Below are 25,523 nucleotides of genomic sequence, written 5' to 3'. Positions count from 1 at the left end.
GAGATAAATACCCCCTCAGTGATATTTTTATTTTGCAACAATGTTGCAAAATAATTACATTTGCCGGAATACATTATTTATGACCACATCATACGACGTTATCATTATAGGAGGCAGCTATGCCGGCTTATCGGCTGCCCTTGGCCTGGGCCGTGCGCTCAAACAGGTATTGGTACTCGACAGCGGTGCACCCTGCAACCGGCAAACACCGCATTCCCACAACTTTCTTACACATGATGGAGCAACTCCCGCCGCCATTGCAGCTACTGCCAGAGCGGAAGTACAACTGTATGCTACGGTGCATTTTAAAAAGGGAATTGCCATAAAAGGGCAGGCCAACGAGGAAGGTTTTCACATAGAAACCGCTGCCGGCGAACATTTCCAGGCTAAAAAGTTATTATTTGCCACCGGCGTAGTAGATGAAATGCCAGCCATAAAAGGATTTGCTGAAAGCTGGGGCATCTCTGTATTACATTGCCCTTACTGCCATGGCTATGAAGTGCGCAATACACCCACTGGCATTCTGGCCAACGGTGAGGTGGCATTTGAATTTGCCCGGCTAATCAGCAACTGGACCAAGGCACTCACACTCTTTACCAACGGTATTGCTACACTGCCTGCTGAGCAATTGGAAAAAATATCTGCAAATCGTATAGCCGTTAACGATAAAGAAATACTTGAAATAACACAGGTACAGGGACGAATTCATCAGCTGATTTTTAAAGATGGTACCTGGCAATCTATTAATGTCTTGTATGCAAGACCACCCTTCCGTCAGCATTGTACTATTCCGGAAACTTTGGGATGCCAACTTACAGCAACAGGCCATATTGAAGTAAACCTTTCTCAGCAAACCAGCGTGCCGGGTGTGTTTGCCGCCGGTGATACTACTACCCCTTCCCGGTCCTTGTCTGTCGCAGTAGCAGCAGGTACAGCGGCAGCAGCCACCATCAACCGGGAGCTGGTTGCCGCGGCATTTGGATAAACAGCTTTTTCTGATAGCAGCCTGTTGCACAAATAAAAAGGAAGTAGTATATTGGTTATATAGACCATTTTTCCACAACCTAAATTAACCGGAATGCTCACAACCCTATCAATTATTGCCCTGTTGTTCTTTGTAGCACATGTCTATCTCCTGTTCACTTCTTTCGGAAAGAAAGGTTTTCAAAAACAGAAATATCTCTGGTCGCACATCACCTTATGGATTACCGGCATCATTGCTTGTGGGATCACGATCATGTATGCAGGAAAATCAGTTTCCAGTGTTATCGATGTATTTGATACACCCGCCAAATCAGCCCTGCTGATAGTATTGGCGCTGATATTATCTGCTACAGCACATATGATTGTAAAAAAGCTGGTGTTACCAAAATACAACTCAGCAGCATAGTGTACCCCTGTTAAAGTTTATCCAAAAAAGTCCTCCGGCTATTGCCAGAGGACTTTTTTATTTACTTATTTTCTCCAGAAAATTAAGCTTACGCATGAATTTCCGGAAGATAATATTGTTGGTATAAACGCCACTGCACCGGATTCCCTCTTTCAGCTATACATGCAAGGATAATACGATTCTCATACTATTTTTTAAAACCATATAAGATATTTGTTCAAGGGTCAGCATGTTAAGATTGCAAAAAATTATTTGTCCCTCAACTATTTTCCTTATATTTATCCTTGTTGATCCTGGTTTCCTATAACCGTCGGCGCTGACCGGCTACCGCAAAACCTGCACTACTCCGCAGAAATCTGGCAGATGAGCACCATCAAAAAGAAAAAAATTGCGCGTTTGGGAATCATCTTCATAATTTTGTATAATAATTGAAAGAAAAGCGAGACACAGTTTTATGAATAAGAAAGATATCTGGAGATATAAATCTTTAGAGCAATTGGAGAATAAGAGTTGGGGAACGGCTACAGAAGAGGATTCAGGACTGATTAAAAAATGTATAGCCTTAAGCAAAGTACCGGTAGTAAAGTTAACCGCAAGTGAGCTTCGGGTGTTAATCGGACAATCATTTAACCCTACCTACCTCGTGCCTTTAGCTGTTGAGATCTTAAAAGACAATGTTTTAGTAGAAGCCGGATTATATCCGGGCGACCTGCTTAAAAACGTGCTGGATGTACCAACCCCTTTCTGGGAAGAACACCAGGATCTGCACGAAAATGTTAAAGACCTGATCCGGCAAAGAAGCGAGGAAATTGAAACAGAGATTGATTTACCCGGGTTCTGGCGTAATGCATAACACAGATAAATTGGCCAGACGATAAGTAGCAATCGCCCGATCAATTCAATCACTTCTACAGCACCTCATTCAGCTTATTTACCACTGAGCCAGTAGTTCTTTTTGAGTCCAGGGATACACCCCGGATAGTGAAACCTTTGTCTTCATATTACTTAAAGACATCGTTATTCCTCAAAATCAAAAAGTGATAGCTGCCCCGGATGGTCAGGTTTATCGCCGATAGGTGTTATTTCTCCAAAATTAGACAAGGTAATACCCAACAGCCGGATGCGTTTATCTTCCGGCCAGGTAGCGGCCAGCAATTGTTTGGCAGTGTTTATAATGGTTTCCATATCCCCCACCGGAAAGGGGAACGACTGGTTACGGGTAATCTGTTTGAAATCGCTGTACTTAATTTTTAGTGTAATGGTGCGGCCTTTCAGGTTATAACGCTGCAATCGGTCGTACACTGTTTTTGCAATCTTTTCCAGTTCTATCTCCATATCCGCTACCAGTGTCAGATCGTAAGGGAAGGTATCTTCTGCCCCGAGTGATTTTGTTTCGCGGTGTGGCTGCACTTCACGGTCATCAATACCACGCACTATCCTGTAATAAAAAGTACCTGCTTTACCGAAATGGTTTTTCAGTTCCTGCTCAGATAATTTCTTGAGATCCGCACCAGTGAAGAGTCCCATCTTTTTCATTTTATCTGCGGTGACTTTACCTACACCATGAAATTTCTCTACGGGAAGCTGCTCCATAAATGACTCAATGGAAGAAGGACCGATGAAAGTGAGGCCATCCGGTTTATTGAGATCAGATGCTATTTTAGCTACAAATTTATTAATAGATACCCCGGCAGACGCAGTTAGCTGCAACTCCTCTCTGATAGCCTGTTTGATGAGTTTCGCTATTTCAATGGCTGAGCCAATGTTTTGTTTATCTGCTGTTACATCAAGGTAGGCTTCATCGAGCGACAATGGTTCAATGAGATCCGTATAGCGCCCAAATATTTCACGAATATGCCGCGAAACTTCTTTGTATGCATCAAAGCGCGGACGAACAAAAAGCAGCTCCGGACACAGTTGTAAGGCACGTTTGGAAGGCATCGCAGAACGAACACCAAATTTGCGCGCTTCATAGCTGGCTGTTGCCACCACGCCACCACGGCCTTCCGGAGAACCTCCTACTGCAATGGCTTTGCCCCGGTACATAGGATTATCACGCTGCTCCACGGATGCATAAAAGGCATCCATATCTATATGAATAATTTTTCGTTGTATGCTGTTTGTTTTGTTCTCCATTGTACTCCTGCGGCGGAGTAAAGATACAGACAAATCTTTAAGGTAGATCGGCCCTTAAAGAGGGTATAATACGCAAAACGCGCTTAATTATTTTGAACAAACTATGCTGCTGACCTGTTAACCCAAATAGCAACACATCTCTCCTAAGCATTTACAACTGCATCATCCTGACAGGGCATTCCCACCTGAATAAAATTACTGAACACGGATGACTACTCACTAACACAAAATATGATTGAAAACTATCTATTAAAATGAAAATTATGCCTTGTAGATTTTTGCTGCTACCAGCTATAGCGGTAGTATTCAGCGCTTGCAACAATAGTAATGCTACCAACAACACCGAATCTATTGGAGCCGCAGGAGTAGCCATCGTTGGCACTGTACCGGCGGGTATGACAGCTATTGACGGCGGCAGCTTCCAGATGGGCACCAATGAAGCGCAGTCTTATGCACCCGAACAACCTGCACATCCTGTACAGGTAAAAGGGTTTTATATGGATGCTACAGAAGTAACCAACAAACAATTCAAGGAGTTTGTGGAAGCAACCGGGTATAAAACGATAGCAGAGCGTAAACCTGAATGGGAAGAACTGAAACAACAATTACCTCCCGGTACCCCTGCCCCACCGGATGATGAGTTGATACCAGGCTCCATGGTATTTATTCCGCCTTCGCATCCGGTAAAAACAGACAATATCGGCGGCTGGTGGAAATGGGTGCCGGGAGCCGATTGGCAACATCCGGAAGGGCCTGGCAGCAACCTGAACGGGCGATGGAATCATCCTGTGGTACAGGTAGCCTGGGAAGATGCCAATGCCTATGCCAAATGGGCTGGGAAACGATTACCAACAGAAGCAGAATGGGAATATGCAGCGCGTGGCGGCGTAGCCGAAAAACGTTACGCATGGGGAGATGACTTTACACCACAACATCATTTTATGGCCAATACCTTCCAGGGGCATTTTCCTGATAAAGACACCAAAGAAGATGGCTTTGCCGGCACCGCACCCGTAGGAAGTTTTCCTGCCAACGGCTACGGCTTATATGATATGATTGGCAACGTATGGGAATGGACCGCCGACTGGTACGATGCAAATGAATATAAAAAGATGGATACTAAAAAGGTAACAGCTAATCCCACCGGTCCTACGAAAACATACGATCCGGACGATCCTTACGCCATGCAACGTGTAACCAAAGGAGGTTCTTTCCTTTGTTCCAACGACTATTGCGTGAATTACCGCCCAAGTGCCAGGAGAGGCACTGCGCATGATTCGGGGGCTTCGCATATCGGGTTCCGCTGCGTGAAGGATAAGTAATAAAACACCAGGGTTTTCCAGCGCGGAAGAATGTTATCTTTGTGCATTACCCGCAATACTTTTTCAACAATGGCAGCATACGATCAGGACCTCACACATGAACACAAAAAATTTGAAAACATTATATGGGAAGGTAAAACCATTGCCGGCAGAGAGTTTTTTGATTGCCACTTTTATAAATGCAGTCTGAAAGAATGTATTTTTATTGATTGTGTATTTGATAAATGTACTTTTGAAGAATGTGACCTGTCGTTGATACAACTTAAACAAACCGCTTTCAGTCGCGTTGTCCTTCAATACAGCAAAGCCATTGGCATTTCCTGGCATAACGCCAACAATCCGCTCACCGTTGCTTTTCACGACAGTCGTTTAAGTTACAGCAGCTTTTCCGGTAAAAATCTGAAGAAAGGAATATTTATAAATTGTCAGGCAGATGAAGTAGACTTTACGGCCTGTAATTTATCATTGAGTAATTTTGAAGGCACCGATCTGGCAGGTGCCCGCTTTTCAGACACAGACCTCACGCAGGCCAATTTTGTAGGTGCACACCGGTATGCCATTAATGTGAATGAGAATAAAATGAAGAAAGCAAAATTCAGTTTACCGGAAGCCTTATCATTACTGTATGGATTAGATGTGGAGATAGTAGAATAACCTTCCCCTCCCGCAATTTTTACCGCTTAAAACAGCTTTTTTACCGGATATTCTCCCGGGATTTACCTGCATGTCGTTGCCGAGCAGCACACATGGAAATAGCTTTGCATCATAAACATTCATTTTATGATCAACAATGCTAAATCTCTTCATGTACTTATTATTGGCGGCGGCGTAGGTGGACTTGCCCTGGCGCTTTTTTTGAAAAAGGCAGGCATTACCTGTGCCGTTTATGAGGCATATCCTTACAAAGAAGGAGCCGGTGGCGGGCTAAATATAGCCCCTAACGGCATGAATATATTGGCCGCCCTGGGCCTTGCTGATGATATCATTGCCCGTGGCAGTGTTACACTGGAGCATTGCTTCAGGAGTGAACACGGAAAAGTGCTGGCACGTATACCCTACGGAAACATCAGCAAATATGGCCAACCAGGAGTCAGTATTTCACGGGGTGCTTTATATGAAGTACTGACAAAAGAAATAAATAAATCAGGCATTGAGATAAAATACAATAAACGACTGCTCTCTATTGATCAATATAATACTGGCGTAAAAGCTCATTTTGAAGATGGCAGCAGTAGCAGTGGAGATATACTTATAGGTGCAGATGGCATTCGTTCCAAAACACGCAATATTATTTTGCCAGAAGGCCCTCAACCAGGCTATGTAGGCGTTATAGGTGTGGGTGGTTTTGTAAAAATCACAGATATACCTGAACTCACAGCGCAGGAACTAAACAGACTCAATTATACCTTCGGAGCAAGAGGATTTTTTGGTTACTGCGGAGCCGATCAGGGGTATGCGATGTGGTGGTCTAATCTGCATTCTGAAACAGAATTGAGTGCAGCAGCTTTGCAGGAAATTTCGCTGGACAAGGTTAAACAGGAGATGCTGACTATCTACAAAAATTTTCATCTTCCTGTGGCAGCACTGATAAATAAAACGGAGCGACCAATAAAACTAAACATCAGCGATATACAATCGCTCCCTACATGGCAGAAAGACCGTGTACTACTGATAGGAGACGCCGCACACGCCGTTAGCCCCAACGCCGGCCAGGGTGCATCGATGGCACTGGAAGATGCTATGTACCTGGCAAAGCTGCTCCGGGATAATGCCGGCAACTATAAAGCAGCATTCCTTCAATTTGAGAAAGACCGCAAACCACGCGTAGAAAAAATTGTAGCAGAAGGAAGAAAACGCAGTGCTGACAAAGAAGCTCTTAGCCCCCTGAAAGCAAAAATCCGTAATATAATGATGAGTATTTTCCTTACACTATTCGGCATAAAAGGATTGGACTGGTTGTATAAATATAAGATTGACTGGGAATAGAAAAATACTTATTAACGGTTAACTAATAAAAAGCCCTGGCCAAATACATGGCCAGGGCTATAAATGTACTATTACCTATCTCCTATTTCAGTGGCTTGATCCAATAACTATAATGCTGATTACTGTAAGGAATTCTGTACTCCTTCAGTGGCATAGATCCCCAGCTGTCGATGCCTTGTACACCGGATTGCTGCAAGTCAATATGCAGGTATATTTCATTGCGTGGCACCAATTCACCGGAATGATATTGTTTTTTATCAGCCTCCGGATCCAGGTCATCCAGGCTATATGGTAAGGCAGAGAAATTCAGCAGACTATCCGCATATTCAAAGCGCAAACCTTTACCTTTTTTATTGGTCATGTTTACCCAGCGAACATCTGATTTGTTGCCGCTTTCCTGCGGACGGGCATATGGGAAATACTGGCTATCAGCCGCCTGGTTATAAATACCTATAAAGGAAGCCGTTTTTCTATCCCAATAATTTTCCCATGGGCCGCGGCCATAGTACTGGATCTGGTTCAATTGTTTATTGAGCTGCAGATCGTTGCCTACACGCAGTAACAAAGGATACTTGCCATTAACAACCGTGAGTTGATTATCTACTTTAATAGCGCCGTCGCCATACACCGTAAATGTTTGTGTGGCAATAGCTTCTCCATTTAAGAGCTCTTTTTTCAGTACTACTTTATATCCGTTATCGGTTTTATCCACGCTGGCATTCAGCAATTTGCCCGCTGCATAAGCATTGCGCCATTTGCGGAGGGAATGGTTAAATCCTGCACCAATATCATTATCCGTAGGTGCACGCCAGAATGCCGGCTGCACAGTACCTTCCAGCAGTTGCTCCCCTTGCAGCACATAACTGCTGAGCACTCCTTGCTTTAAATCAAAAGACACATGAAAATTGCGACCACTGATCACTGCATTTCCAGGCGTTGCGGCCACACTGAGCTCATCATTGCTGGTATTGTTTGTTACAGCAATACCTTCATTGCGCCAGATAAATTGTTCGCTTGCTATTTCAAAACCGGCAGGCAGAAATGGTTCATTTTGTTTCAGCGCATAACGGATGTTGAGGAAATATTCTTTGCCATTCTTTGGCCTGGTTTTAAGAGGTAAGGAGATGCTTACCGATTGTTGAGGCGCTACCTTTAAATCCTTGATGGTGCCCTTCTCTACCACTTTTCCATCTTCCAGTACTTCCCAGTTCAACTGGTAATTAGCCAGATCTCTGAAGAAATAACCATTGCTGACAGTGATGGCATTATCTCCTTTGTAAAGTGTTTTGATATGCTGATATACCTTCTTTACTTCTACTGCCATAGGTGTTAAACCACGATGCGCGGTTACCACTCCTTTTACACAAAAGTTGTTATCACTGAAGTCTTCATTCACAGGGCCACTCAGCGGAAAGTCGCCACCATAGGCCAGTATACGCTTACCATTCTTCACCGTATCAATCCCCTGGTCAATCCATTCCCAGATGAAACCACCCTGCAGATAAGGATTATTTTCAATAGCAGTCCAGTATTCCTGGAAGTTACCAAGACTGTTACCCATGATATGTGCGTATTCGCTCATGATCAAAGGACGGTCGGGATTACGTTTTGAATATTTCACCAGCCAGTTGGGATCAGGATATTGCGGTACAATCATGTCTGTATTGTAGTCATGCTCTGCGCGCTCGTATTGTACCGGGCGTGTATCGTGTGCCTTCAGCCAGTCGTAAGCTTCGTAGAAGTTAGCACCATTACCCGCTTCATTACCGAGCGACCAGGTAACAACGGCGGCATGATTTTTATCTCTTTCATACATCCGCAATATCCTTTCCAGGTGCGGTACCCGCCATTGTTTGTCGTTGGCAAACGTATAGGCCAGATCGTAGTAGCGGCCATGTGATTCAATATTGGCTTCATCAATCACATACAAACCATATTCATCGCAAAGCTGCATCCAGTAAGGATCAGGAGGATAGTGCGAATGACGTACCGCGTTTACATTCAGCTGTTTCATCATCTCCATATCTTTCCGCATATCTTCGTGCGTAAGCGTATGACCTTGCGTAGCACTGTGTTCATGTCTGTTTACCCCTTTCAGGAAAACCCTTTTACCGTTCACGAGGAAGTTGCGGTCAATAATTTCTACAGCGCGGAAACCTACCCGTTGCGGAATCACTTCCAATATATTACCGTTCTTATCTTTCAGTGTAATGTAGAGTGTGTACAGATAAGGTATTTCGGCAGACCAGGTTTGCACAGCCGGCACTTCTTTGCTGAAGCTGAGCGATGTTTTATAGTTACCGAGTACTTTTTTTACATCTGCTGTTTCTTCTTTAAAAATCGTTTTACCGGCGGCATCTTTTAGTTCCACCGCCACTGCAAAAGTGTCGGGCTTACTATGGTTGGTATGCTTATCTATGCGATAATTATCTACCTCCATATCTATTTTAAAAATACCGGTGGTATATGATTTATCCAGTGTGGAGATAATTTTAAAATCGCGTACATCCAGCTTTGGTGTGGAATATACAAACACTTCTCTTTCAATACCGGAGATCCGCCACATATCCTGGCACTCCAGGTAAGAACCATCACTCCAGCGGTATACCTGCAGTGCAATGAGGTTTTCACCTGGTTTTACGTATTTGGTAATATCAAATTCTGCGGCCAGTTTACTATCTTCACTGTAACCAACTTTTTCGCCGTTCACCCAAATAAAAAATGCTGATTTCACCGCACCCAGGTGAATGAATACCTGGCGCCCATCCCAGTTTTGCGGGATATTTATTTTTTTCCGATAAGAGCCAACAGGATTATTATCTACCGGAATATCAAAAGGAGGATTCATGTCACCGCCTACTTTAGTACGGCCGGCAAACTCATAAGGCTGGTTCACATAAATGGGTAATCCATAACCATTCACTTCCCAGTTGGCCGGAACTTTGAAATTATCCCAGGCAGCATCATTAAAATCTGTTTTGTAGAAGTCTGCCGGGCGTTTGCGCGGATCCTGCACCCAGTTGAATTTCCATTGCCCGTTGAGCGACAAAAAGTAAGCTGATTTCTCTTTTTCCTGCTGTGCTGCCAGCGACAGATTTTCATATGCAAAGGAGGAAGCCCGCATCGGCATTCTGTTGACAGACACCACTTCCGGTGTTTGCAGCTCAGTGGGTAATTGCTGCGCCCATCCCCTTGTACACAAAGGAATGAGGGCCAGTAATAGTAATTTTCTTTTCATTGTTCAGTTAAAAATTATACGATCGTTATAAACCCAACCGCTAAAGAAAAGATTATTTTTTTTAAGATGCAGATAAATTTGATGAACGCGTGGATTGTCTTTCTCCCGATTAGGCTGATTATACTGATTACCATGATTTTGTTTTTTTGATTTAAAAATCGAAAAACAAAATCATGGTAATCAGTATAATCAGCCTAATCGGGAGAAAAACAATTTCCATTTGCTGATATTGCTGCTACAGCCTATATTGCCGGTATATTTCCGTACAGATGAACATGAAACCTTTACTCAGCCTGTTATTCATGATAACGGTGCAAGCCAGCGCGCAAGACAAGATTACAAATCTGCATACTTTGTTTGATACCCTGAGCGCCCGCAAGGATTTTAGTGGGTGTGTGCTCATGGCCGAAAATGGTAAGGTTGTTTACGAAAAGGCAATAGGCTATGCCGACGCTGATAAAGGCATTCCACTCAGTATTAACACGCTGTTTGAATTGGGTTCTGTATCCAAACAGTTTACTGCTATGGCAATTATGCAACTAAAAGAGCAAGGGAAACTTTCCTATGATGATGCGCTCGGAAAATATTTCCCTGCTTTATTATTCAAAGGGGTGACTATACGGCATCTGCTAACCCATACTTCCGGTATACCAGATGTGTTAGGCTGGAATAAGCAACAGCTGGATACTTCACGGGTAAATTATAATGCAGACATCTTACAAAAACTCCCACAGGTGTACGACAGTACTATATTTGCTCCCGGCACCCTGTTTAGTTATTCCAACACCAACTACCTGTTGCTGGCGCAAATAGTGGAAAAGGTATCTGGTGAACCCTTCCCTGTATATATGAAAACGCATGTTTTTATACCTGCCGGCATGAAAAGAACGATGGTATATTCCCGGAGAAGTGCAAAAAAAACGGTAACTGATTATGCATTAAGTTATGCCTGGGACCCACGCAATAATAAGTTTATGGAGGCGGATAGTATGGCACCAGGGCATTACAATTATTACCTGGACGGTATCGCCGGTCCTTATGGCATTAGCAGTAATGTAGAAGATCTGCTTCAATGGGATCAGGCATTATATACAGAGCAACTGGTAAAAAAAGCGACACTGGAAGAAGCATTTACGCCATTCCATTTAAAAGATGGAAACGCCGGATACGGAGAGGGGGCAGATTATGGCTTCGGATGGATATTGTCTGTTGATTCGGCACGGGGCCGTGTGACCTGGCATAGTGGTAGCTGGGCAAGTTATACTTCGGTGATGGCAAGGTATACTGACAAACACAAAACTATTATCCTGCTATCCAACAGTGAACAACGGCAGCCTGTGATGACATTGATGGGGCTTGTTGACCATATACTATTTGATACCCCTTATACACTCCCTGAAAAAATTAATCTGCCACATAGTATTATTGTGGCGGACAAACAGTTACAAACATTAACCGGTTCTTACAAATCCATTTTGGTGCCCGGCATGCAAATGCTCATCACCGCAAAAGGAGACCGGCTGTTCGCCAAACTGAGCACGCAGGCCAGCTTTGAAATCTATCCGTCATCAGATACTTCTTTCTTTTATACTATTGTACCGGCTACCATAAAATTTGAAAAAGAAACGCCCTCCGCTCAGCAAAAACTTACATTATACCAGAATGGCCAGGAATATATTATGATACGGGAGCACCAACAGTAATGGCATCTTTGATGGATTTTCTTACTTTCAGATAAAAATCGGCACCGGTATGCTCAAAAAGAAAGAAGGATTCCAGGGACAGAAAGCCATTGTGCTGCCACGCAATATCCTCACGGGCAAATGCGCCAAAGAGCGTATTACCACACCGTTGTACATTACAGACATCGGTTATTATCCAAAAGCAAAGTTCCATTACCGGAAACGGATGCAGGGAGCCGATCAGCATATCCTTATTTATTGCCTTGAAGGCAAAGGCAGTATTACATTAAAAAAAGATACACATACCATACAGGCGGGTGATTGCTTTCTCATTCCCCGCAAATGGGCGCATGCCTACAAGGCAGATGAGCAGGACCCCTGGACGATCTATTGGGCACACTTCACCGGCCAAACTGCCGACGCCATTATGGAGACGGCACAACTGCAATGGAAAGGACATAAAACATTCCTGCCCCATTCTGAAAAAAGACTGGAACTATTCAACAGTATCTATCAGCAGCTGGAAAGAGGCTACCGCAATGAAAACCTTTTTTATGCTAATATGACTTTCTGGTCCTTCCTTTCCTCTTGCATCTATCCAGGTATTTATCATCCGGATAAAGCCACTGCACACCACGATATTGTGGATCAGGCCATTGATCATATGGATAATCATTTACATAAAATGCTTACACTGCAACAAATGGCACATTCCGTAAATCTCTCTCAATCCCATTTTTCCTATCTGTTTAAAACCAATACCGGCTACTCCCCTATTGAATATTTTAATCACCTCAAAGTGCAGAAGGCTTGCCAGTACCTCCTTTTCACGAATCTTCGGATTAAAGAAGTAGCTGCGCAGCTGGGCATGGAAGATCCCTATTATTTCTCCCGGCTGTTTACCAAAGTCATGGGCATGTCGCCCATTCAATACCGGGAACGTAAAGCGGAATCGTAAAATAATCCATCATAATCAGCAGATCATCTAGCTAAGAAGTGTTGGGTCAGTATTACTTTTACGGTAGTCAATCAACATTCAATGCGTTATTTCTCCACGTTGAGGATCACAGGGATCCTGATTTTTACTACTGGTATAAGTATACTGCTGGCGGCCTGTCATTCCCACAGGAAGGTAGACTTTAGCACAGAAGTTAAACCAGTACTGAATAAACATTGCATCAGTTGCCATGGTGGTGTAAAACAAAACGGTGGCTTCAGTGTATTGTTCCGGGAAGAAGCCCTCGGCATCACCAAATCCGGGAAACGCGCCATTATACCCGGTCACCCGGAACAAAGTGAATTCATACGCCGCCTTACCTGCAAAGATCCGAAAGAGAGAATGCCGCAAAAAGGCGAGCCACTGACCGCAGCGGAAATAGAGATCCTGACCAAATGGGTGGAACAAGGCGCAGAATGGGGCGAGCATTGGGCCTACATCCCGCTCAAACCTGTTGCAGTACCGGATATCAATGTAACCAACGGCAACGAAATAGATCATTTCATACAGGCACGCCTCGATAAAGAAGGGCTGAAACCTGCTCCCGAAGCCGATAAAATGACATTACTCCGCCGCGTGAGCCTGGATCTCACCGGTTTACCGCCTACACCGGAAATGGCCAGTCGCTTTGCAGCTAACAAAAACCCTGACGCCTATACGCAGTTAGTGGATAGTTTACTGCAATCGCCTCATTACGGTGAACGCTGGGCTTCTATGTGGCTGGACCTCGCCCGTTATTCTGATACCAAAGGCTATGAAAGGGATGTAAGCAGGCAGATGTGGCAGTACCGCGACTGGGTAATAGATGCTTTTAATAAAGATATGCCCTATGATACTTTCACTATTGCACAACTGGCAGGAGATCTGCTGCCAGATGCAACCAATGATCAGCTGATTGCAACGGCATTCAACCGTAATACTATGAGCAATGATGAAGGAGGTACACAGGATGAAGAGTTCCGCACCGCCGCCGTCATGGACCGTGTAAGCACCACCATGGATGTATTCCAGGGCATCACCATCGCCTGTGTGCAGTGTCATAGCCACCCTTACGATCCATTTCATTTTGAAGATTATTATAAACTGCTGGCCTTTCTCAACAATACCCGCGATGAGGACACGCACATGGAACATCCTAAACTGCGTTTATACGACAGCGTTAGTACAGCAGCCGTAAAGGAAATTAATACCTGGGTAGCACAATACGGCAACAACGCCCAGCAGCAGGATATACAGGAGTTCCTTAAAGTACTGGAACCTAAAGTACACGCGCATAACTGCGACGACTATACGAACGGTGCATTGGTGGATACCAAATACCTCGGCATCCGGCACAATGGTAGTTGCAGGCTGCCAAAACAGCCGCTGGACGGCAAAACGCAGCTGTTCATGAACTACTGGACCGGCACTAAAGGTGATGTGGTAGAATTCAGACTCGATAGCCTGAAAGGTAAAACCATTATTACGCAGCAACTGGCACCTACCACCGGTCGTCAGGTGATCAGCATGCCACTACCAGCGATCAGCGGCACACATGATCTTTACCTCGTATTCCGCAATGCAGCCATTAATCCGGCTGACGTAGTATGTTCGGTAGAATGGTTCGCCTTCCGCCAGGACATGCCCGGAAAAGGCAAACCAGGATACGAAAAGATCAATACGGAAATGATGTCGGTCATCAATAAAAATCCTACCGATGTACCTGTAATGATCGAAAATCCACCATCCATGCAACGTACCACCAACGTTTTTGAACGTGGCAACTGGCTGGTGAAAGGAAAAGCCGTAACACCGGATGTACCGCATTCGCTCAATCCTTTTCCTGCCAATGCGCCGCGCAACCGACTGGGACTGGCCCAATGGATGACAGATACTAAGAACCCGCTCACTGCCCGCGTAATGGTAAACAGGTGCTGGGAACAACTCTTTGGTACCGGTATAGTGGAAACCATTGAAGACTTTGGCTCTCAGGGCTTCCTGCCATCTCATCCGGAGCTGCTGGATTTTCTCTCCTATAAATTCATGCACGATTACAAATGGAGCATGAAATCATTATTGCGTGAAATTGTTTTATCGGCCGCCTATAAACAGGATTCTAAAACCACGCCTGCCGAAGAAGAAAAAGATCCTGCCAACCGCTTACTGGCAAGAGGACCACATTTCAGGCTCACGGCTGAAGAAGTAAGAGATCAGGCATTGGCAGTAAGTGGCTTGTTAAACCGTCACCTGCACGGCCCCAGTATAATGCCTTATCAGCCGGAAGGCATCTGGCAGACTGTATGGAGCGGTGAATACTGGAAGAAAGCGGATGATGGTAATCAATACCGCAGGGCCGTATATGTGTTCCAGAAACGCACCAGCCCCTATCCTTCCATGCTCTCTTTTGATGGCAGCAGTCGTGAAGTATGCCTGCAACGCCGTATCAGGACTAACACCCCGCTACAGGCACTCGTTACCCTCAATGATCCTGTATATGTAGAAACAGCGCGTACGCTGGCCCTGCATATGCAACAAAACGGCGGTACAGATGCAGCTACGTGTATTCGTTGGGGTTATCAAACCGCTATGTATAAAACATTGCCAGAGAAAAAACTGGCAGCACTGCAAACGCTGTACTCACAAGCATTACAGCAATATCGTAAAGATACCGCGGCAGCTGCCAAACTGGTACAATGCAAAGACAATACGCCACAACTGGCTGAGCTGGCCGCTTTAACAATAGTAGCCAATGCCATCATGAACCTCGATGAATTTTTAACTAAATCATAATGCAGTATGAGCATGCACGAAAGACTGATACGGGAAGCAAATGAAGAAACGCTGCGGTACCTTACCCGCCGGCACTTTCTGCTGGATTGCGTAACAGGACTGGGCGCAGCTGCGCTGGGGGCTTTTCTCACAGGCTGCGGCAGCAGTAGCGGGAAAAATATCCTGGATGCCAGCGGCAACCCAATGGCACCACGCGCACCACATTTTGCAGCCAGGGCCAAGAGTGTGATCTATCTGCATATGGCAGGTGCACCTTCCCAGCTGGAACTGTTTGATTACAAACCGGAACTGCAAAAGCTGCATAATCAACTCTGTCCGCCATCCTTCCTGGAAGGTAAAAAATTTGCGTTCATACGTGGTGTACCTAAAATGCTGGGACCACAGGCAGTATTCCAGCAACACGGAGAATCACGTGCATGGATATCTGATCATCTCCCGCATTTTGCTACCATGGCCGATGAGGTGAGCTTTTTAAAAGCAGTGCAAACAGATCAGTTCAACCACGGCCCTGCACAATTGCTCATGCAAACCGGCAGTGCCAGGTTAGGAAGACCCAGCATTGGTTCCTGGGTAACCTATGGCCTCGGATCTGAAAACAGCAACCTGCCTGGTTTTGTAGTACTCACCTCCGGTGGTAAAACACCCGATGCGGGTAAAAGTGTATGGGGCAGCGGCTTTCTGCCCTCCGTATACCAGGGCGTACAATGCAGGACCCAGGGCGAACCCGTGTTATATCTCACAGATCCTGACGGCATGAACCGGGATCTGCGCAAACAATCTATTGACGCGATTAACGAAATCAATAAACAGGAATACCAATCCTTCGGCGATCCGGAAACCCTGTCCCGTATTTCACAGTATGAGCTGGCGTATAAAATGCAGATCTCTGTGCCGGATGTGATGAACATCAACAATGAACCGGCCTACATTCACGAAATGTATGGCACACAGCCGGGTAAAGAATCCTTTGCCAACAACTGTTTGCTGGCACGTAAGCTGGTAGAAAAAGGAGTACGTTTTGTACAGTTGTACGATTGGGGCTGGGATTGTCATGGTACCGACGAAGCCCTTTCTATTGACTATGGCTTCCGTAATAAATGCCGCGAGATTGACCGGCCTATTACCGCACTGCTGCAGGATTTAAAGCAACGTGGCCTGCTCGATGAAACGCTGGTAGTTTGGGGTGGCGAATTTGGTCGCACGCCCATGCAGGAAAACCGCGACGGAAAAGAAATGCCTTTCATGGGCCGCGATCACCACGTAGAAGCATTCACCATGTGGATGGCAGGTGCCGGTATTAAAAAAGGCGGATCATGGGGAGAAACAGATGAAATAGGTTATGCTGCCGTCAAAGGAAAAGTAGCTATCAACGATATACATGCTACCATCCTGCAACAGCTGGGCTTTGATCATGAAAAGCTCACCTACGATTTCCAGGGGCGTCCTTTCCGGTTAACAGATGTAGGAGGAAAAGTTATCACACCAATATTAAGTTAGGTGTTGATTTAAAAAAATGTCAGCATCAAAAATGTTTCTATGGATAATAATAGAAGAAATTTCATTAAACAATCAACAGTGTTAGGATCTGCCCTTTGCCTTTCTACATTGCCGGCTTTCAACGCATTAGCCAATACCGCTGCCGGAGAAGGGTTCCGGCTGATAATACTGGCCACCAACTGGGGCTATAATGGTAGTATAGATGCATTCTGCGATGCCGCCAAAAAAGCAGGTTATGATGGCATCGAAATATGGTGGCCTACAGACAGCAATGCACAGCAGGAATTATTTGCTGCACTCAATAAACATCAGTTGCAGGTGGGTTATTTATGTGCCGGCTACGATAGCGACTATACGAAACATGCCACGCAATTTGAAACAATGCTGAAAGCTGCTACTGCAGCCAACAAGCAAAAGCCCTTATATATCAACTGTCATTCCGGAAGAGATTATTTTACGTTTGAACAGAACTGTGCATTGATAGATATGACCTTGCGGATATCAAAACAATCGGGTGTTCCGGTATATCATGAAACGCATCGTTCCCGCATGTTGTTTGCGGCCCATGTAGCGCGACAATTTATTGCTGCAAAACCTGATCTGCGGCTTACGCTGGACATATCCCACTGGTGCAATGTACACGAAACACTGTTGCATGATCAGGCGGAAACCGTAGCCAAAGCGCTGGACCGCGCCTCACATATACATGCACGTATCGGTCACCAGGAAGGCCCGCAGGTAAATGATCCCCGTGCCCCCGAGTGGGAAAACGCTGTGAAAGCACATTTTGGCTGGTGGGATATTGTTGTGCAACGCCACCAGGCCGCCGGTAAACCGCTGACAATACTTACTGAATTTGGTCCGGCAGATTACCTTCCTACATTACCTTATACCCGTCAACCGGTGGCTGATCAGTGGGATATTAATGTGTATATGATGAACCAGCTTAAACAACGTTATAGCAAGAAATGAAATTATTATTGAGCTCCGGCAGCTGGAGCATGTTCATTGGCAGATCACATCCTTTGCTGGTACATCTGCCTATCGGTATCTTAATTATTGCTTTTGTGCTGGCCATGCTGGCACAACGTCAAAAGTGGGCACACCTGAAATCCGCGCTACCACTGGTATTGCTGGCTGCTGCATTATCTGCTGTGATCAGTTGTATCACCGGTTATCTGCTGTCGCTCGATGGCGGATACGACGAACACTTATTGCAAACACATAAATTACTCGGTATAGGCGTAGCCGTTATTAGTATAGTGTTGTACATCCTGGAAAAAACCAATAACCGCTTTTCCAGGCTGCAGGTGCCGGTGGCATTGCTCATGATATTACTATTGAGTGCGGCAGGGCATTATGGCGGTACCCTTACCCATGGCGATGATTACCTCACCCAGGCTATGCCGGCTGGTTTGCGCAAACTTACCGGAATGAGCAACACCGCTACTAACGTAGCCGCCTACACGGATATTGGTGATGCTAAATTATATGAAGACCTGGTACGTCCGGTATTAACAGCGCGTTGTTATGGCTGTCATAATGAGCAGAAGCTGAAAGGCGGGCTGCGGCTGGAGTCTGTGGCACTCATCCGCAAAGGTGGTGAGCATGGTCCCGTGTTAAAAAACGGTTTGCCGGAAGAAAGTGAATTGTTTAAACGTTTAATATTACCGGAAGAAGATGAGCATCGTATGCCGCCAAAAGGCAAGCCACAGGTGGCTCCACAGGAACTGGAGCTGCTGTACTGGTGGATAGCACAGGGCGCGCCGGTTGGCAAAACGGTGAAGGAACTGACCAAAACACCGCGCATACTAGCCGTGCTGGCGGGTATGCAGCCCCCTCCTGCGCTGGATAAAAATGAATTTGTACCGGAAAATATGGTATCCAAAGCCAGCGGTAACAGCATTGCTGCCCTGGCCGCAAAAGGCGTGAAAGTATTGCCGGTAGCGGCCGGAAGTAATTACCTCGCGGTTAATTGTATAAACGCTATTGATTTTAAAGATGCAGATATGGCTTTATTATTACCATTGAAAGAACAGTTGATATGGCTGGATATATCCGGAACGCATGTAACAGATGCTGCTATACCGGTGATAGCAAAGTTTTCAAAGCTCACACGGCTGGAAATAAAAAATACGGTGGTGAAGGGTGATCATCTTGATCAGCTGGGGGCCTGTACTGAATTACGTTATCTGAACCTAACCGGTACTGCTACAGCTGATGCCGGGGTATTATCTCTCCGGAAAAATAAAAAATTACAACAGGTGTACCTGTATCAGGCGGGCGTAAAACCTGCTACTATTCAGCAACTGCAGCAAAGTATGCCTAAGCTGCGGATAGATACCGGTGGTTATCTGCAACAACTGCCATCTGATACCATCATCTATAAGAAAATAAGTGTGTAGGCGTTAACGTTACCACCACTTGCCCTTGTCGGGATACTGGCGGATGTCCGTCATATTATTGACCACCACTGCTATCAGTAATAATATGGCCACTCCGCTGGCCACGGGCGACAATACATACCAGTAGCCCAGTTTGCTGATAGCAGGAGAACCTGCAATAGCCAGTAAGGCAGTAGCGCCGCCGGGAGGATGTACCGTTTTGGTGATCTGCATCACCACCAAAGATAATGCGACTGCTACAGCGCAAGCCAGCCATTGCCATTCGGGCCATGGAATGAGGTAGCGGATGGTAACACCTACGATAGCGCTTAAAATGTGGCCGCCAACAAGATTACGGGGTTGCGCCAAAGGGCTTTGTGTATGGCCATAGATCAGTACTGCCGAAGCTCCAAATGATCCGATCAGGAAAAGATTATCTTTTACAGCCAGGTAAAAGTGGCTCAACATTCCCACACTGGCAATTCCCAGGAAAGCGCCTATAAATGACCAGTAAATATTTTTCTTATCTATCAGTGTTTCCCGATACATCACATAACGCGCCACACGGATACTACGTTTTATCCTATGTCTCATTTTCTTTTTTGCAAGGTCCGCAAAGGTACTAAAGATTATCTATAACCCAGTGCTGCTTGCTCTAATCGTTGCCCAATGCGGGTAGCCAATGATTTGGGAGATAATACCCTAATATGTTCACCGAAACCCAGTATTTCCCGTTCCAGTTCGTAATTAAGGATCACCTCAATGCAGATGATAGTACCTGCCCCATCTTCTTTTAATACCTCCTGTGAATGATGCAGGGGCTTGGTGATTACGTAAGGGGCATGTTTTTTATCTATTTGCAGCACCACTTTATGCGCTATCTCTTTTTCGGATTTAGTAACACCGATGAGGTTATCAAAATACTGATCGAAGTTGATGCCTTCGTAATCAACAAACTTTTCTTTGCGTAATTCCTGGAAGCCGATGATCCTGTCGAGCGCCATGGTAATGAGATGCGGCGCATTTTTTATACGGGCGATCAGGAACCAGCGGTTGCGGTATTCCTTTAGCAGGTAAGGATAACAAATATGTTCCTGCGCTTTGCTGGCTTTGAAAGATTTATATTCAATCAGCAATGCTTTTTTATGCCTGGTAGCCTGGTAGAGTGGATTAATATGTCCCAGTCCCTGTAGTTGGTGATTATTCTCAAACTGAATACAGTTGCGGTTTTCGTCGGTAGATTTATACAGGTTATTTTCCAGCCGGGCAATCATATCGCTCATTTCATCGAAGTAACTGAAGCCGTTAAATTGTTTCAATACCGCTACAATTTCTTTCATCTTATCTACATCCCCTTCATTGATGGGCGCGTTGGTGATACTATATGCCGGATCGCTGTAAGCATAGTATTTACGGTCTTTCACAATGATGGGGGCATTATAACCGAGTTTGTCGCTGCGCATCAGTTGTATGTCTGCCTGTATAGTCCGTTTACTCACGCCGGAGGCAATGCCTTCGTACTCATATATTACATCGGCTACTTTTTCAATGAGATCTTCCAGTGTCCACTTCCGGTAGCGGTTGCGCAAACAATCATCGATGGTTTTATATCTGATCAGAGCGAATTTATTAATAGACATAGCGTGCTTTTCTGCAATAAAAATAAAACACTACGCAATATATCTGCGCATTTTTATCTTTTAAAAAATAAAATTCTTAATAAGATATTGATAATCATCTGTTTAAAATAAATTTTTAAATTTATTTTAAATGCGCAAGTCCACTGCGCACTTGCATTGGCATCTTTGTGTCATCGGAAGCGGTCAAGTAAATGTTACTCCACTCAGCTAAGAAACATTCACAATTATCGCCCGATGGAAAAGCAGTAGTTTAATGGTAAAACACCAGTAGATAGTTTTAAAAATTACCTGAAGGTCAATTAAAACTTATTTCAATCATCCCAGGTACTGGTGATGTTGGTTCGACTCCAACCTGCTTTACAAAATCGAGGTCAATTGTTGCTTACTTCTTTTTTTTGGTAAAACAGCAACATCATTATCTGATTATTAATAACAACTATTATGAACACTTTTTTACAGATAGGATTACGCCAACAGGCTATCTTTATTCCAGACGCACTTCTCAATACCGATAAACAATACGTTACCCCTACTACCGCATTACTGGTGGCCAATCTCGCTAAACTGGGATTTGGTATATCCGAACCATTGTTGTTTGCCCTGCAACATACCTCACCTGCCTATCAGGCCACTATACTGGAAACTTTCCGGGAAGTAATGGGCGTAAATAAAAACTGGACGCCATTGGTTAAAAACTGGTTGATCCCTACCAATGAAAACATCGCCGATCATATCATTACCTACTTTACCAATATCTTCGGAGGAGCAGGTACTACCCTGCCCTGCGGACATATCATTCCTCCCAACACTTTTCCGCTGGAAAGGTACAATGGTTGCCCTTTCTGCGGTACACCTTTTGTTGCCGGAGAAATAGAAAACTTTAAACAAGGCAGCGAAATACGTGTACTGGAACTATGGACCGCTGGAGACGCAACTACCTGTCTGAATGATTTACTGGTATCTAAAACAGCGCTCGACGCCACACAAATTGATAGCCTGAAAGCATTGCTGACAGCTCTTCCGCTGCCTGCCGTAAAAATCGGCATGAAAGAAACGTTGATGACGGTGATAGATACTTTGATCAGCAAAGATGAGGCACAACAGGCAGCAACGCTGTTTACTACGCCAACGGATATACTCCGTTACCTCTGGTACAAACATACCGGCTTCCTGCAAATCATTGAACCTAAAACAATTCTTAAACGTCAGGCGAAAAATAATCAGCATATAGGCATAGCAGCGAAAACCAAAGTACAACATGCGGCTGCGCTGAAATTAAAATACAGCCGTAAAGACGGACTGATGGTCGCTTCCTGGCTGCATAGCCTGCCTATGGATACTACCTCGATGTGTGAAATCATGCATCCTAAACGCAACATGTGGGTACGTTTTATCCGCGCCCTGCGCCTGCCTGAATTCAGCCAGCGTAAAGGGTTTTCACAACTGCGTACCCTGATGGATAAATTTTATCAGCAGGACTATACCGTATGGCAGGGACATGTAAATCATTTTCGTTTACGATATGATATCAATAGCACTATGGAACTCCTGAAGCAGCGCCCTGGCTTGTTTGCACGTTCTCTGTTTGCCAACATATTATGGTTCGGAGCTGCTCCCGTTACAGCAGCTTTTGCGGAAATAGTAGATAAAGTTCCGGCACGACTGTTATTAACCCTGCAGATGTATGCTACTTATTATTTTGATAAGACAACTACCCGTGCGGTAAAACCATTGGGAGGTGTTGGCAAAACAGTACCGGGCAATAAGCTGCTGGCGATGTACGACGATCAGCAATTGCAGGACATGCAGCAAGCGGTCACTGACCTGTGTATCCTTGCCATGAAAAAACGTTTTGCTGCCGTTAAAACAACTGCCAAAACAATTTACATAGCACCTGCGCTGTATAAAATACCGCTCCCTATTGGCGATCGTAGTGAACAAATCCAGGATCTGCCAGCTGCGTTGATAGGTACCCGTTATGCAATAAAAGGCGATAAAATATGCCTGTTCATGGAATGGGGTAAAGGTTTACCGGAACAACACCTGGACATGGACCTGAGTTGCTACATTGCCTATGATAGCAAAACAGATATCTGCTCTTTCAGTCGTTTGCAAACAACAGGGTGCCTGCATAGTGGTGATATTCGCTCAATTCCAAACATGATCGGTACAGCGGAATACATCCACATAGACATACCAGCACTGGCTGCGGCAGGTGCACGTTACGTTACTTTTACCTGCAATGCCTATTCAGAAGGCGCCATCACGCCTAACCTCGTGCTGGGATGGATGGACAGTAAACACCCGATGAAAGTATCCGAGAAAACCGGTGTAACCTACGACCCTTCCTGTGTACAGCACATGGTGCGTATTACCCGCGGACTGGCCAAAGGGCTTGTATTCGGTGTACTGGAAGTGGCCACCCGTGAAATCATCTGGCTGGAAATGGCCTTCGATGGTCAGATCATACAACAACTGGATCTTAAAAATGTGACGTCCATCCTGAAAAAACTGGACAGCAAGTTAAGCATTGGTGAGCTGCTCTATGCCAAAGCAACCGCCCAGCAACTGGAGATCGTAGATAACCTGCAGGCCGATGAAGTATATACGATGCAATGGGCGCTGAACACTGCCGCTGTAACACAGCTATTAACTGACTAATTTGTTAACCTCCATATCCGGGATAGCAGCCAGGCGAGCGATTGCCTGCGCTGCTAAACTGTTTTTATGAAAATGTTGTTACTTCTCTCCTTTATTCACCTCCATCTGCTTAATAATATTATTCACTTCTGCCTCTGTAGCACGCAGTTTCTGCTGACAAAATTCAATCAGCATAGAAGCACGTTTTACTTTTTCTGCCAACAGGTCTACGGAAACAGCTTCATTTTCTATTTCTTCCGCTATGAGTTGTAATTCGCTGTAGGCAGCTTCATATGTTAGTTCCTGGCTCATGTGTATTATTTTTTGTTGTAATGGTAGCCTCCAGCTCTGCATCCTGCAACACCACTTTAATGTGGCTGCCGGGCTGGAGGGATTGTGCGTTGCTGATGATATGCCCATCCTGGTAAATGATGGCAAAGCCCCGTTTCAGGATGTTGGCTGGACTCATCAGTTTAAATAAAGAATCGTAATGCGCCACCTGCGCCCGTTTGCTCTGTATGTACATCCTGCTGAAGGAACGGAAGTTGGCTACTATATTATCCAGGTCATTAAGCTTATTGGCCACCATGATCCTGGGCCTTGCCAGCACTGCATTGGATATGGTGATCAGCTCCCGGTGATGATGCAGCAGAATGGACTTTGAAGTATGCAGCACGATACTGTTATAGGTGTGCAGCTCTTCTTTATGTGTTGCTAAAATCGTTCTTGTTTGATTAATGATACCTGCATTAAGGGAAGACAATGCCTGAAAATGTGCCGAAAACAGCTGCTGCGACCGGATCAGGATGGTTTGCTGCATGCTGATCACTGATTCTTCAAACGTTCTGTTATGTGCAATAATAAGTTCCGCTGCTTTGGTAGGGGTTTTAGTGGCACTATGTGCCATCAGGTCCGTGATGGTTTCATTTTTCTGGTGTCCGATGCCGGTGATGACTGGAATCGGAAATTTAGCCACTGCCCTGCCCAGTATAAAGGTGTCGAAAATGAGGAAGTCTGTTTGCGCGCCGCCACCACGGATGATAACCACCGCATCATAAGGGATGCCGCTATTATAAATATCTATCAGCCGTTGTTGTACCAGCTCCGCCTTGGTTTCGCCCTGCACTACGGTAAAATAGTTATCTATAAAAAACGTATAGCCGAAATGGTTATGATCCAGTGTATGCCGGAAGTCCTGGTAACCTGCGGAATTACCGGAAGTAACCACTGCAATTTTTTGAATAACTGACCGCAAAGGCAACTGATTATTCCGCGTAATGTAGCGGTCGCCCACCTTGCGGATAAAGTCTGCACACTCCGTGGTGAGCCGGATCAGCGTTTGCTGCTTCTGTTGTTCCAGCTGCCCCACCGTAAAGTTGGTGTCAATATCCAGCAGCGTAATTTGTAAACCATGCACCTGGTGATAGGCTACCGATACTTTAATCAGTACATGAATATCATTTTTAAACTGCTGACCGGTAACTATTTCAAATTCTTTAATACGTATAGCCCCGTTTCCCCAGGCCACTGCAGATACTTTGGCTACAATACCACCTGCATTGGGATCTTTTTCTACCAGGTCAAAATAGTGATAGCCCTTTTGAGCGTAGAAAGAGTAATTGGTTACATCCGCCACTACCCACCAGGTTTGTTCCGCAAACACATCGGAGAGCGCTTGCTGAATTTTACCCGTGAGGACGGAAAGCTTTATGGAAGGAAGTGCATTCATTGGCTGTGTACGTAAAGATAAACAAAACACGGATTAGATGATCTTCAGCCGCTTAGCATAGTAATACATCCGGGAAAAGTTGCACGAAATAGAAAATTCCATATCTTGCCACA

General features: G+C 45.0%; 19 protein-coding genes and 1 tRNA gene. 14 read left to right on the top strand and 6 right to left on the bottom strand.

The genetic code is table 11. The features are described 5' to 3' along the window. Positions 1-79: 79 nt before the first annotated feature. The 3 genes from CLV51_RS22120 to CLV51_RS22110 all read left to right on the top strand — a co-directional run bounded on the left by CLV51_RS22120 (position 80) and on the right by CLV51_RS22110 (position 2,243). Positions 80-985 (top strand): NAD(P)/FAD-dependent oxidoreductase, encoded by a 906-nt coding sequence (locus CLV51_RS22120; protein WP_106530420.1) that lies wholly within the window; start codon positions 80-82, stop codon positions 983-985. A 93-nt stretch (positions 986-1,078) separates the two neighbouring features. Next, positions 1,079-1,390 (top strand): hypothetical protein, encoded by a 312-nt coding sequence (locus CLV51_RS22115; protein WP_106530272.1) that lies wholly within the window; start codon positions 1,079-1,081, stop codon positions 1,388-1,390. A 454-nt stretch (positions 1,391-1,844) separates the two neighbouring features. Next, entirely contained in the window at positions 1,845-2,243 is a 399-nt protein-coding gene (locus CLV51_RS22110; RefSeq protein WP_106530271.1) for a contact-dependent growth inhibition system immunity protein, read from the top strand. Between the two features lie 164 nt (positions 2,244-2,407). On the opposite strand, the gene dinB is transcribed toward CLV51_RS22110, so the two are convergent. Further along, positions 2,408-3,526, bottom strand: coding sequence for a DNA polymerase IV (dinB, locus tag CLV51_RS22105; protein WP_106530270.1), 1,119 nt, complete (start codon positions 3,524-3,526; stop codon positions 2,408-2,410). Between the two features lie 263 nt (positions 3,527-3,789). On the opposite strand from dinB, the gene CLV51_RS22100 reads away from it, so the two are divergent. From CLV51_RS22100 to CLV51_RS22090, 3 genes are all read left to right on the top strand, one after another. Continuing rightward, positions 3,790-4,848, top strand: a complete 1,059-nt coding sequence (locus tag CLV51_RS22100) for a formylglycine-generating enzyme family protein (protein ID WP_211302084.1) — start codon at positions 3,790-3,792, stop codon at positions 4,846-4,848. 69 nt (positions 4,849-4,917) lie between these two features. Further along, a complete protein-coding gene (locus CLV51_RS22095) occupies positions 4,918-5,502 on the top strand; it encodes a pentapeptide repeat-containing protein (RefSeq protein ID WP_158267110.1) in 585 nt (194 codons plus the stop codon). Between the two features lie 126 nt (positions 5,503-5,628). Then, positions 5,629-6,834 carry an FAD-dependent oxidoreductase gene (locus CLV51_RS22090; protein WP_106530268.1) on the top strand — a complete coding sequence of 402 codons (1,206 nt, stop codon included), beginning with the start codon at positions 5,629-5,631 and terminating at the stop codon, positions 6,832-6,834. 82 nt (positions 6,835-6,916) lie between these two features. Here CLV51_RS22090 and lacZ read toward each other — a convergent pair whose 3' ends face one another. After that, positions 6,917-10,072 (bottom strand): beta-galactosidase, LacZ type, encoded by a 3,156-nt coding sequence (gene lacZ / locus CLV51_RS22085; protein WP_106530267.1) that lies wholly within the window; start codon positions 10,070-10,072, stop codon positions 6,917-6,919. Positions 10,073-10,341: 269 nt separating this feature from the next. Here lacZ and CLV51_RS22080 point away from each other — a divergent pair, with 269 nt between their 5' ends. The 6 genes from CLV51_RS22080 to CLV51_RS22055 all read left to right on the top strand — a co-directional run bounded on the left by CLV51_RS22080 (position 10,342) and on the right by CLV51_RS22055 (position 19,422). Next, positions 10,342-11,775: a serine hydrolase domain-containing protein gene (locus CLV51_RS22080; protein ID WP_106530266.1), complete on the top strand. Its 1,434-nt coding sequence runs from the start codon at positions 10,342-10,344 to the stop codon at positions 11,773-11,775. 49 nt (positions 11,776-11,824) lie between these two features. After that, a complete protein-coding gene (locus tag CLV51_RS22075) occupies positions 11,825-12,712 on the top strand; it encodes an AraC family transcriptional regulator (RefSeq protein WP_106530265.1) in 888 nt (295 codons plus the stop codon). A gap of 81 nt (positions 12,713-12,793) precedes the next feature. Further along, positions 12,794-15,520, top strand: a complete 2,727-nt coding sequence (locus tag CLV51_RS22070) for a DUF1553 domain-containing protein (RefSeq protein ID WP_106530264.1) — start codon at positions 12,794-12,796, stop codon at positions 15,518-15,520. Between the two features lie 6 nt (positions 15,521-15,526). Continuing rightward, the gene (locus CLV51_RS22065; protein ID WP_106530263.1) at positions 15,527-17,017 is read left to right on the top strand and encodes a DUF1501 domain-containing protein; all 1,491 of its coding nucleotides are present in this window, start codon (positions 15,527-15,529) and stop codon (positions 17,015-17,017) included. A 39-nt stretch (positions 17,018-17,056) separates the two neighbouring features. After that, on the top strand, positions 17,057-17,989 hold the full coding sequence (locus CLV51_RS22060; protein ID WP_106530262.1) for a sugar phosphate isomerase/epimerase family protein: 933 nt from the start codon (positions 17,057-17,059) through the stop codon (positions 17,987-17,989). Beyond that, a complete protein-coding gene (locus CLV51_RS22055) occupies positions 17,986-19,422 on the top strand; it encodes a c-type cytochrome domain-containing protein (protein WP_106530261.1) in 1,437 nt (478 codons plus the stop codon). Before CLV51_RS22060 ends, CLV51_RS22055 begins: the two co-directional genes overlap by 4 nt. A gap of 9 nt (positions 19,423-19,431) precedes the next feature. Here CLV51_RS22055 and CLV51_RS22050 read toward each other — a convergent pair whose 3' ends face one another. Then, entirely contained in the window at positions 19,432-19,995 is a 564-nt protein-coding gene (locus tag CLV51_RS22050; protein WP_106530260.1) for an HPP family protein, read from the bottom strand. Positions 19,996-20,030: 35 nt separating this feature from the next. Next, the gene (locus CLV51_RS22045) at positions 20,031-21,041 is read right to left on the bottom strand and encodes a helix-turn-helix transcriptional regulator (RefSeq protein ID WP_106530259.1); all 1,011 of its coding nucleotides are present in this window, start codon (positions 21,039-21,041) and stop codon (positions 20,031-20,033) included. A gap of 239 nt (positions 21,042-21,280) precedes the next feature. Here CLV51_RS22045 and CLV51_RS29215 point away from each other — a divergent pair. Together CLV51_RS29215 and CLV51_RS22040 are read left to right on the top strand one after the other, a co-directional pair. After that, positions 21,281-21,401, top strand: a tRNA-OTHER gene (locus CLV51_RS29215). 81 nt (positions 21,402-21,482) lie between these two features. Then, on the top strand, positions 21,483-23,702 hold the full coding sequence (locus CLV51_RS22040; RefSeq protein WP_106530258.1) for a hypothetical protein: 2,220 nt from the start codon (positions 21,483-21,485) through the stop codon (positions 23,700-23,702). Between the two features lie 78 nt (positions 23,703-23,780). Here the strand turns inward: CLV51_RS22040 and xseB are convergent, their stop codons facing one another. Then, entirely contained in the window at positions 23,781-23,993 is a 213-nt protein-coding gene (gene xseB / locus CLV51_RS22035; RefSeq protein WP_106530257.1) for an exodeoxyribonuclease VII small subunit, read from the bottom strand. Next, positions 23,971-25,410 (bottom strand): exodeoxyribonuclease VII large subunit, encoded by a 1,440-nt coding sequence (xseA, locus tag CLV51_RS22030; RefSeq protein WP_106530256.1) that lies wholly within the window; start codon positions 25,408-25,410, stop codon positions 23,971-23,973. Before xseA ends, xseB begins: the two co-directional genes overlap by 23 nt. Positions 25,411-25,523 lie beyond the last annotated feature (113 nt).

Origin of the sequence: Chitinophaga niastensis (assembly GCF_003014755.1) — a bacterium.
Taxonomy (GTDB): Bacteria; Bacteroidota; Bacteroidia; order Chitinophagales; family Chitinophagaceae; genus Chitinophaga; species Chitinophaga niastensis.
Note: the sequence above shows the minus strand (reverse complement) of the source record. Positions and strands in the feature narration are given on the sequence as shown.

Excerpts from the sequence above, each read along its gene's own strand:
- CLV51_RS22120 (WP_106530420.1), top strand. The coding sequence starts at position 80 with ATGACCACATCATACGACGTTATCATTATAGGAGGCAGCTATGCCGGC.
- CLV51_RS22115 (WP_106530272.1), top strand. The coding sequence starts at position 1,079 with ATGCTCACAACCCTATCAATTATTGCCCTGTTGTTCTTTGTAGCACAT.
- CLV51_RS22110 (WP_106530271.1), top strand. The coding sequence starts at position 1,845 with ATGAATAAGAAAGATATCTGGAGATATAAATCTTTAGAGCAATTGGAG.
- dinB (WP_106530270.1), bottom strand. The coding sequence starts at position 3,526 with ATGGAGAACAAAACAAACAGCATACAACGAAAAATTATTCATATAGAT.
- CLV51_RS22100 (WP_211302084.1), top strand. The coding sequence starts at position 3,790 with ATGCCTTGTAGATTTTTGCTGCTACCAGCTATAGCGGTAGTATTCAGC.
- CLV51_RS22095 (WP_158267110.1), top strand. The coding sequence starts at position 4,918 with ATGGCAGCATACGATCAGGACCTCACACATGAACACAAAAAATTTGAA.
- CLV51_RS22090 (WP_106530268.1), top strand. The coding sequence starts at position 5,629 with ATGATCAACAATGCTAAATCTCTTCATGTACTTATTATTGGCGGCGGC.
- lacZ (WP_106530267.1), bottom strand. The coding sequence starts at position 10,072 with ATGAAAAGAAAATTACTATTACTGGCCCTCATTCCTTTGTGTACAAGG.
- CLV51_RS22080 (WP_106530266.1), top strand. The coding sequence starts at position 10,342 with ATGAACATGAAACCTTTACTCAGCCTGTTATTCATGATAACGGTGCAA.
- CLV51_RS22075 (WP_106530265.1), top strand. The coding sequence starts at position 11,825 with ATGCTCAAAAAGAAAGAAGGATTCCAGGGACAGAAAGCCATTGTGCTG.
- CLV51_RS22070 (WP_106530264.1), top strand. The coding sequence starts at position 12,794 with ATGCGTTATTTCTCCACGTTGAGGATCACAGGGATCCTGATTTTTACT.
- CLV51_RS22065 (WP_106530263.1), top strand. The coding sequence starts at position 15,527 with ATGAGCATGCACGAAAGACTGATACGGGAAGCAAATGAAGAAACGCTG.
- CLV51_RS22060 (WP_106530262.1), top strand. The coding sequence starts at position 17,057 with ATGGATAATAATAGAAGAAATTTCATTAAACAATCAACAGTGTTAGGA.
- CLV51_RS22055 (WP_106530261.1), top strand. The coding sequence starts at position 17,986 with ATGAAATTATTATTGAGCTCCGGCAGCTGGAGCATGTTCATTGGCAGA.
- CLV51_RS22050 (WP_106530260.1), bottom strand. The coding sequence starts at position 19,995 with ATGAGACATAGGATAAAACGTAGTATCCGTGTGGCGCGTTATGTGATG.
- CLV51_RS22045 (WP_106530259.1), bottom strand. The coding sequence starts at position 21,041 with ATGTCTATTAATAAATTCGCTCTGATCAGATATAAAACCATCGATGAT.
- CLV51_RS22040 (WP_106530258.1), top strand. The coding sequence starts at position 21,483 with ATGAACACTTTTTTACAGATAGGATTACGCCAACAGGCTATCTTTATT.
- xseB (WP_106530257.1), bottom strand. The coding sequence starts at position 23,993 with ATGAGCCAGGAACTAACATATGAAGCTGCCTACAGCGAATTACAACTC.
- xseA (WP_106530256.1), bottom strand. The coding sequence starts at position 25,410 with ATGAATGCACTTCCTTCCATAAAGCTTTCCGTCCTCACGGGTAAAATT.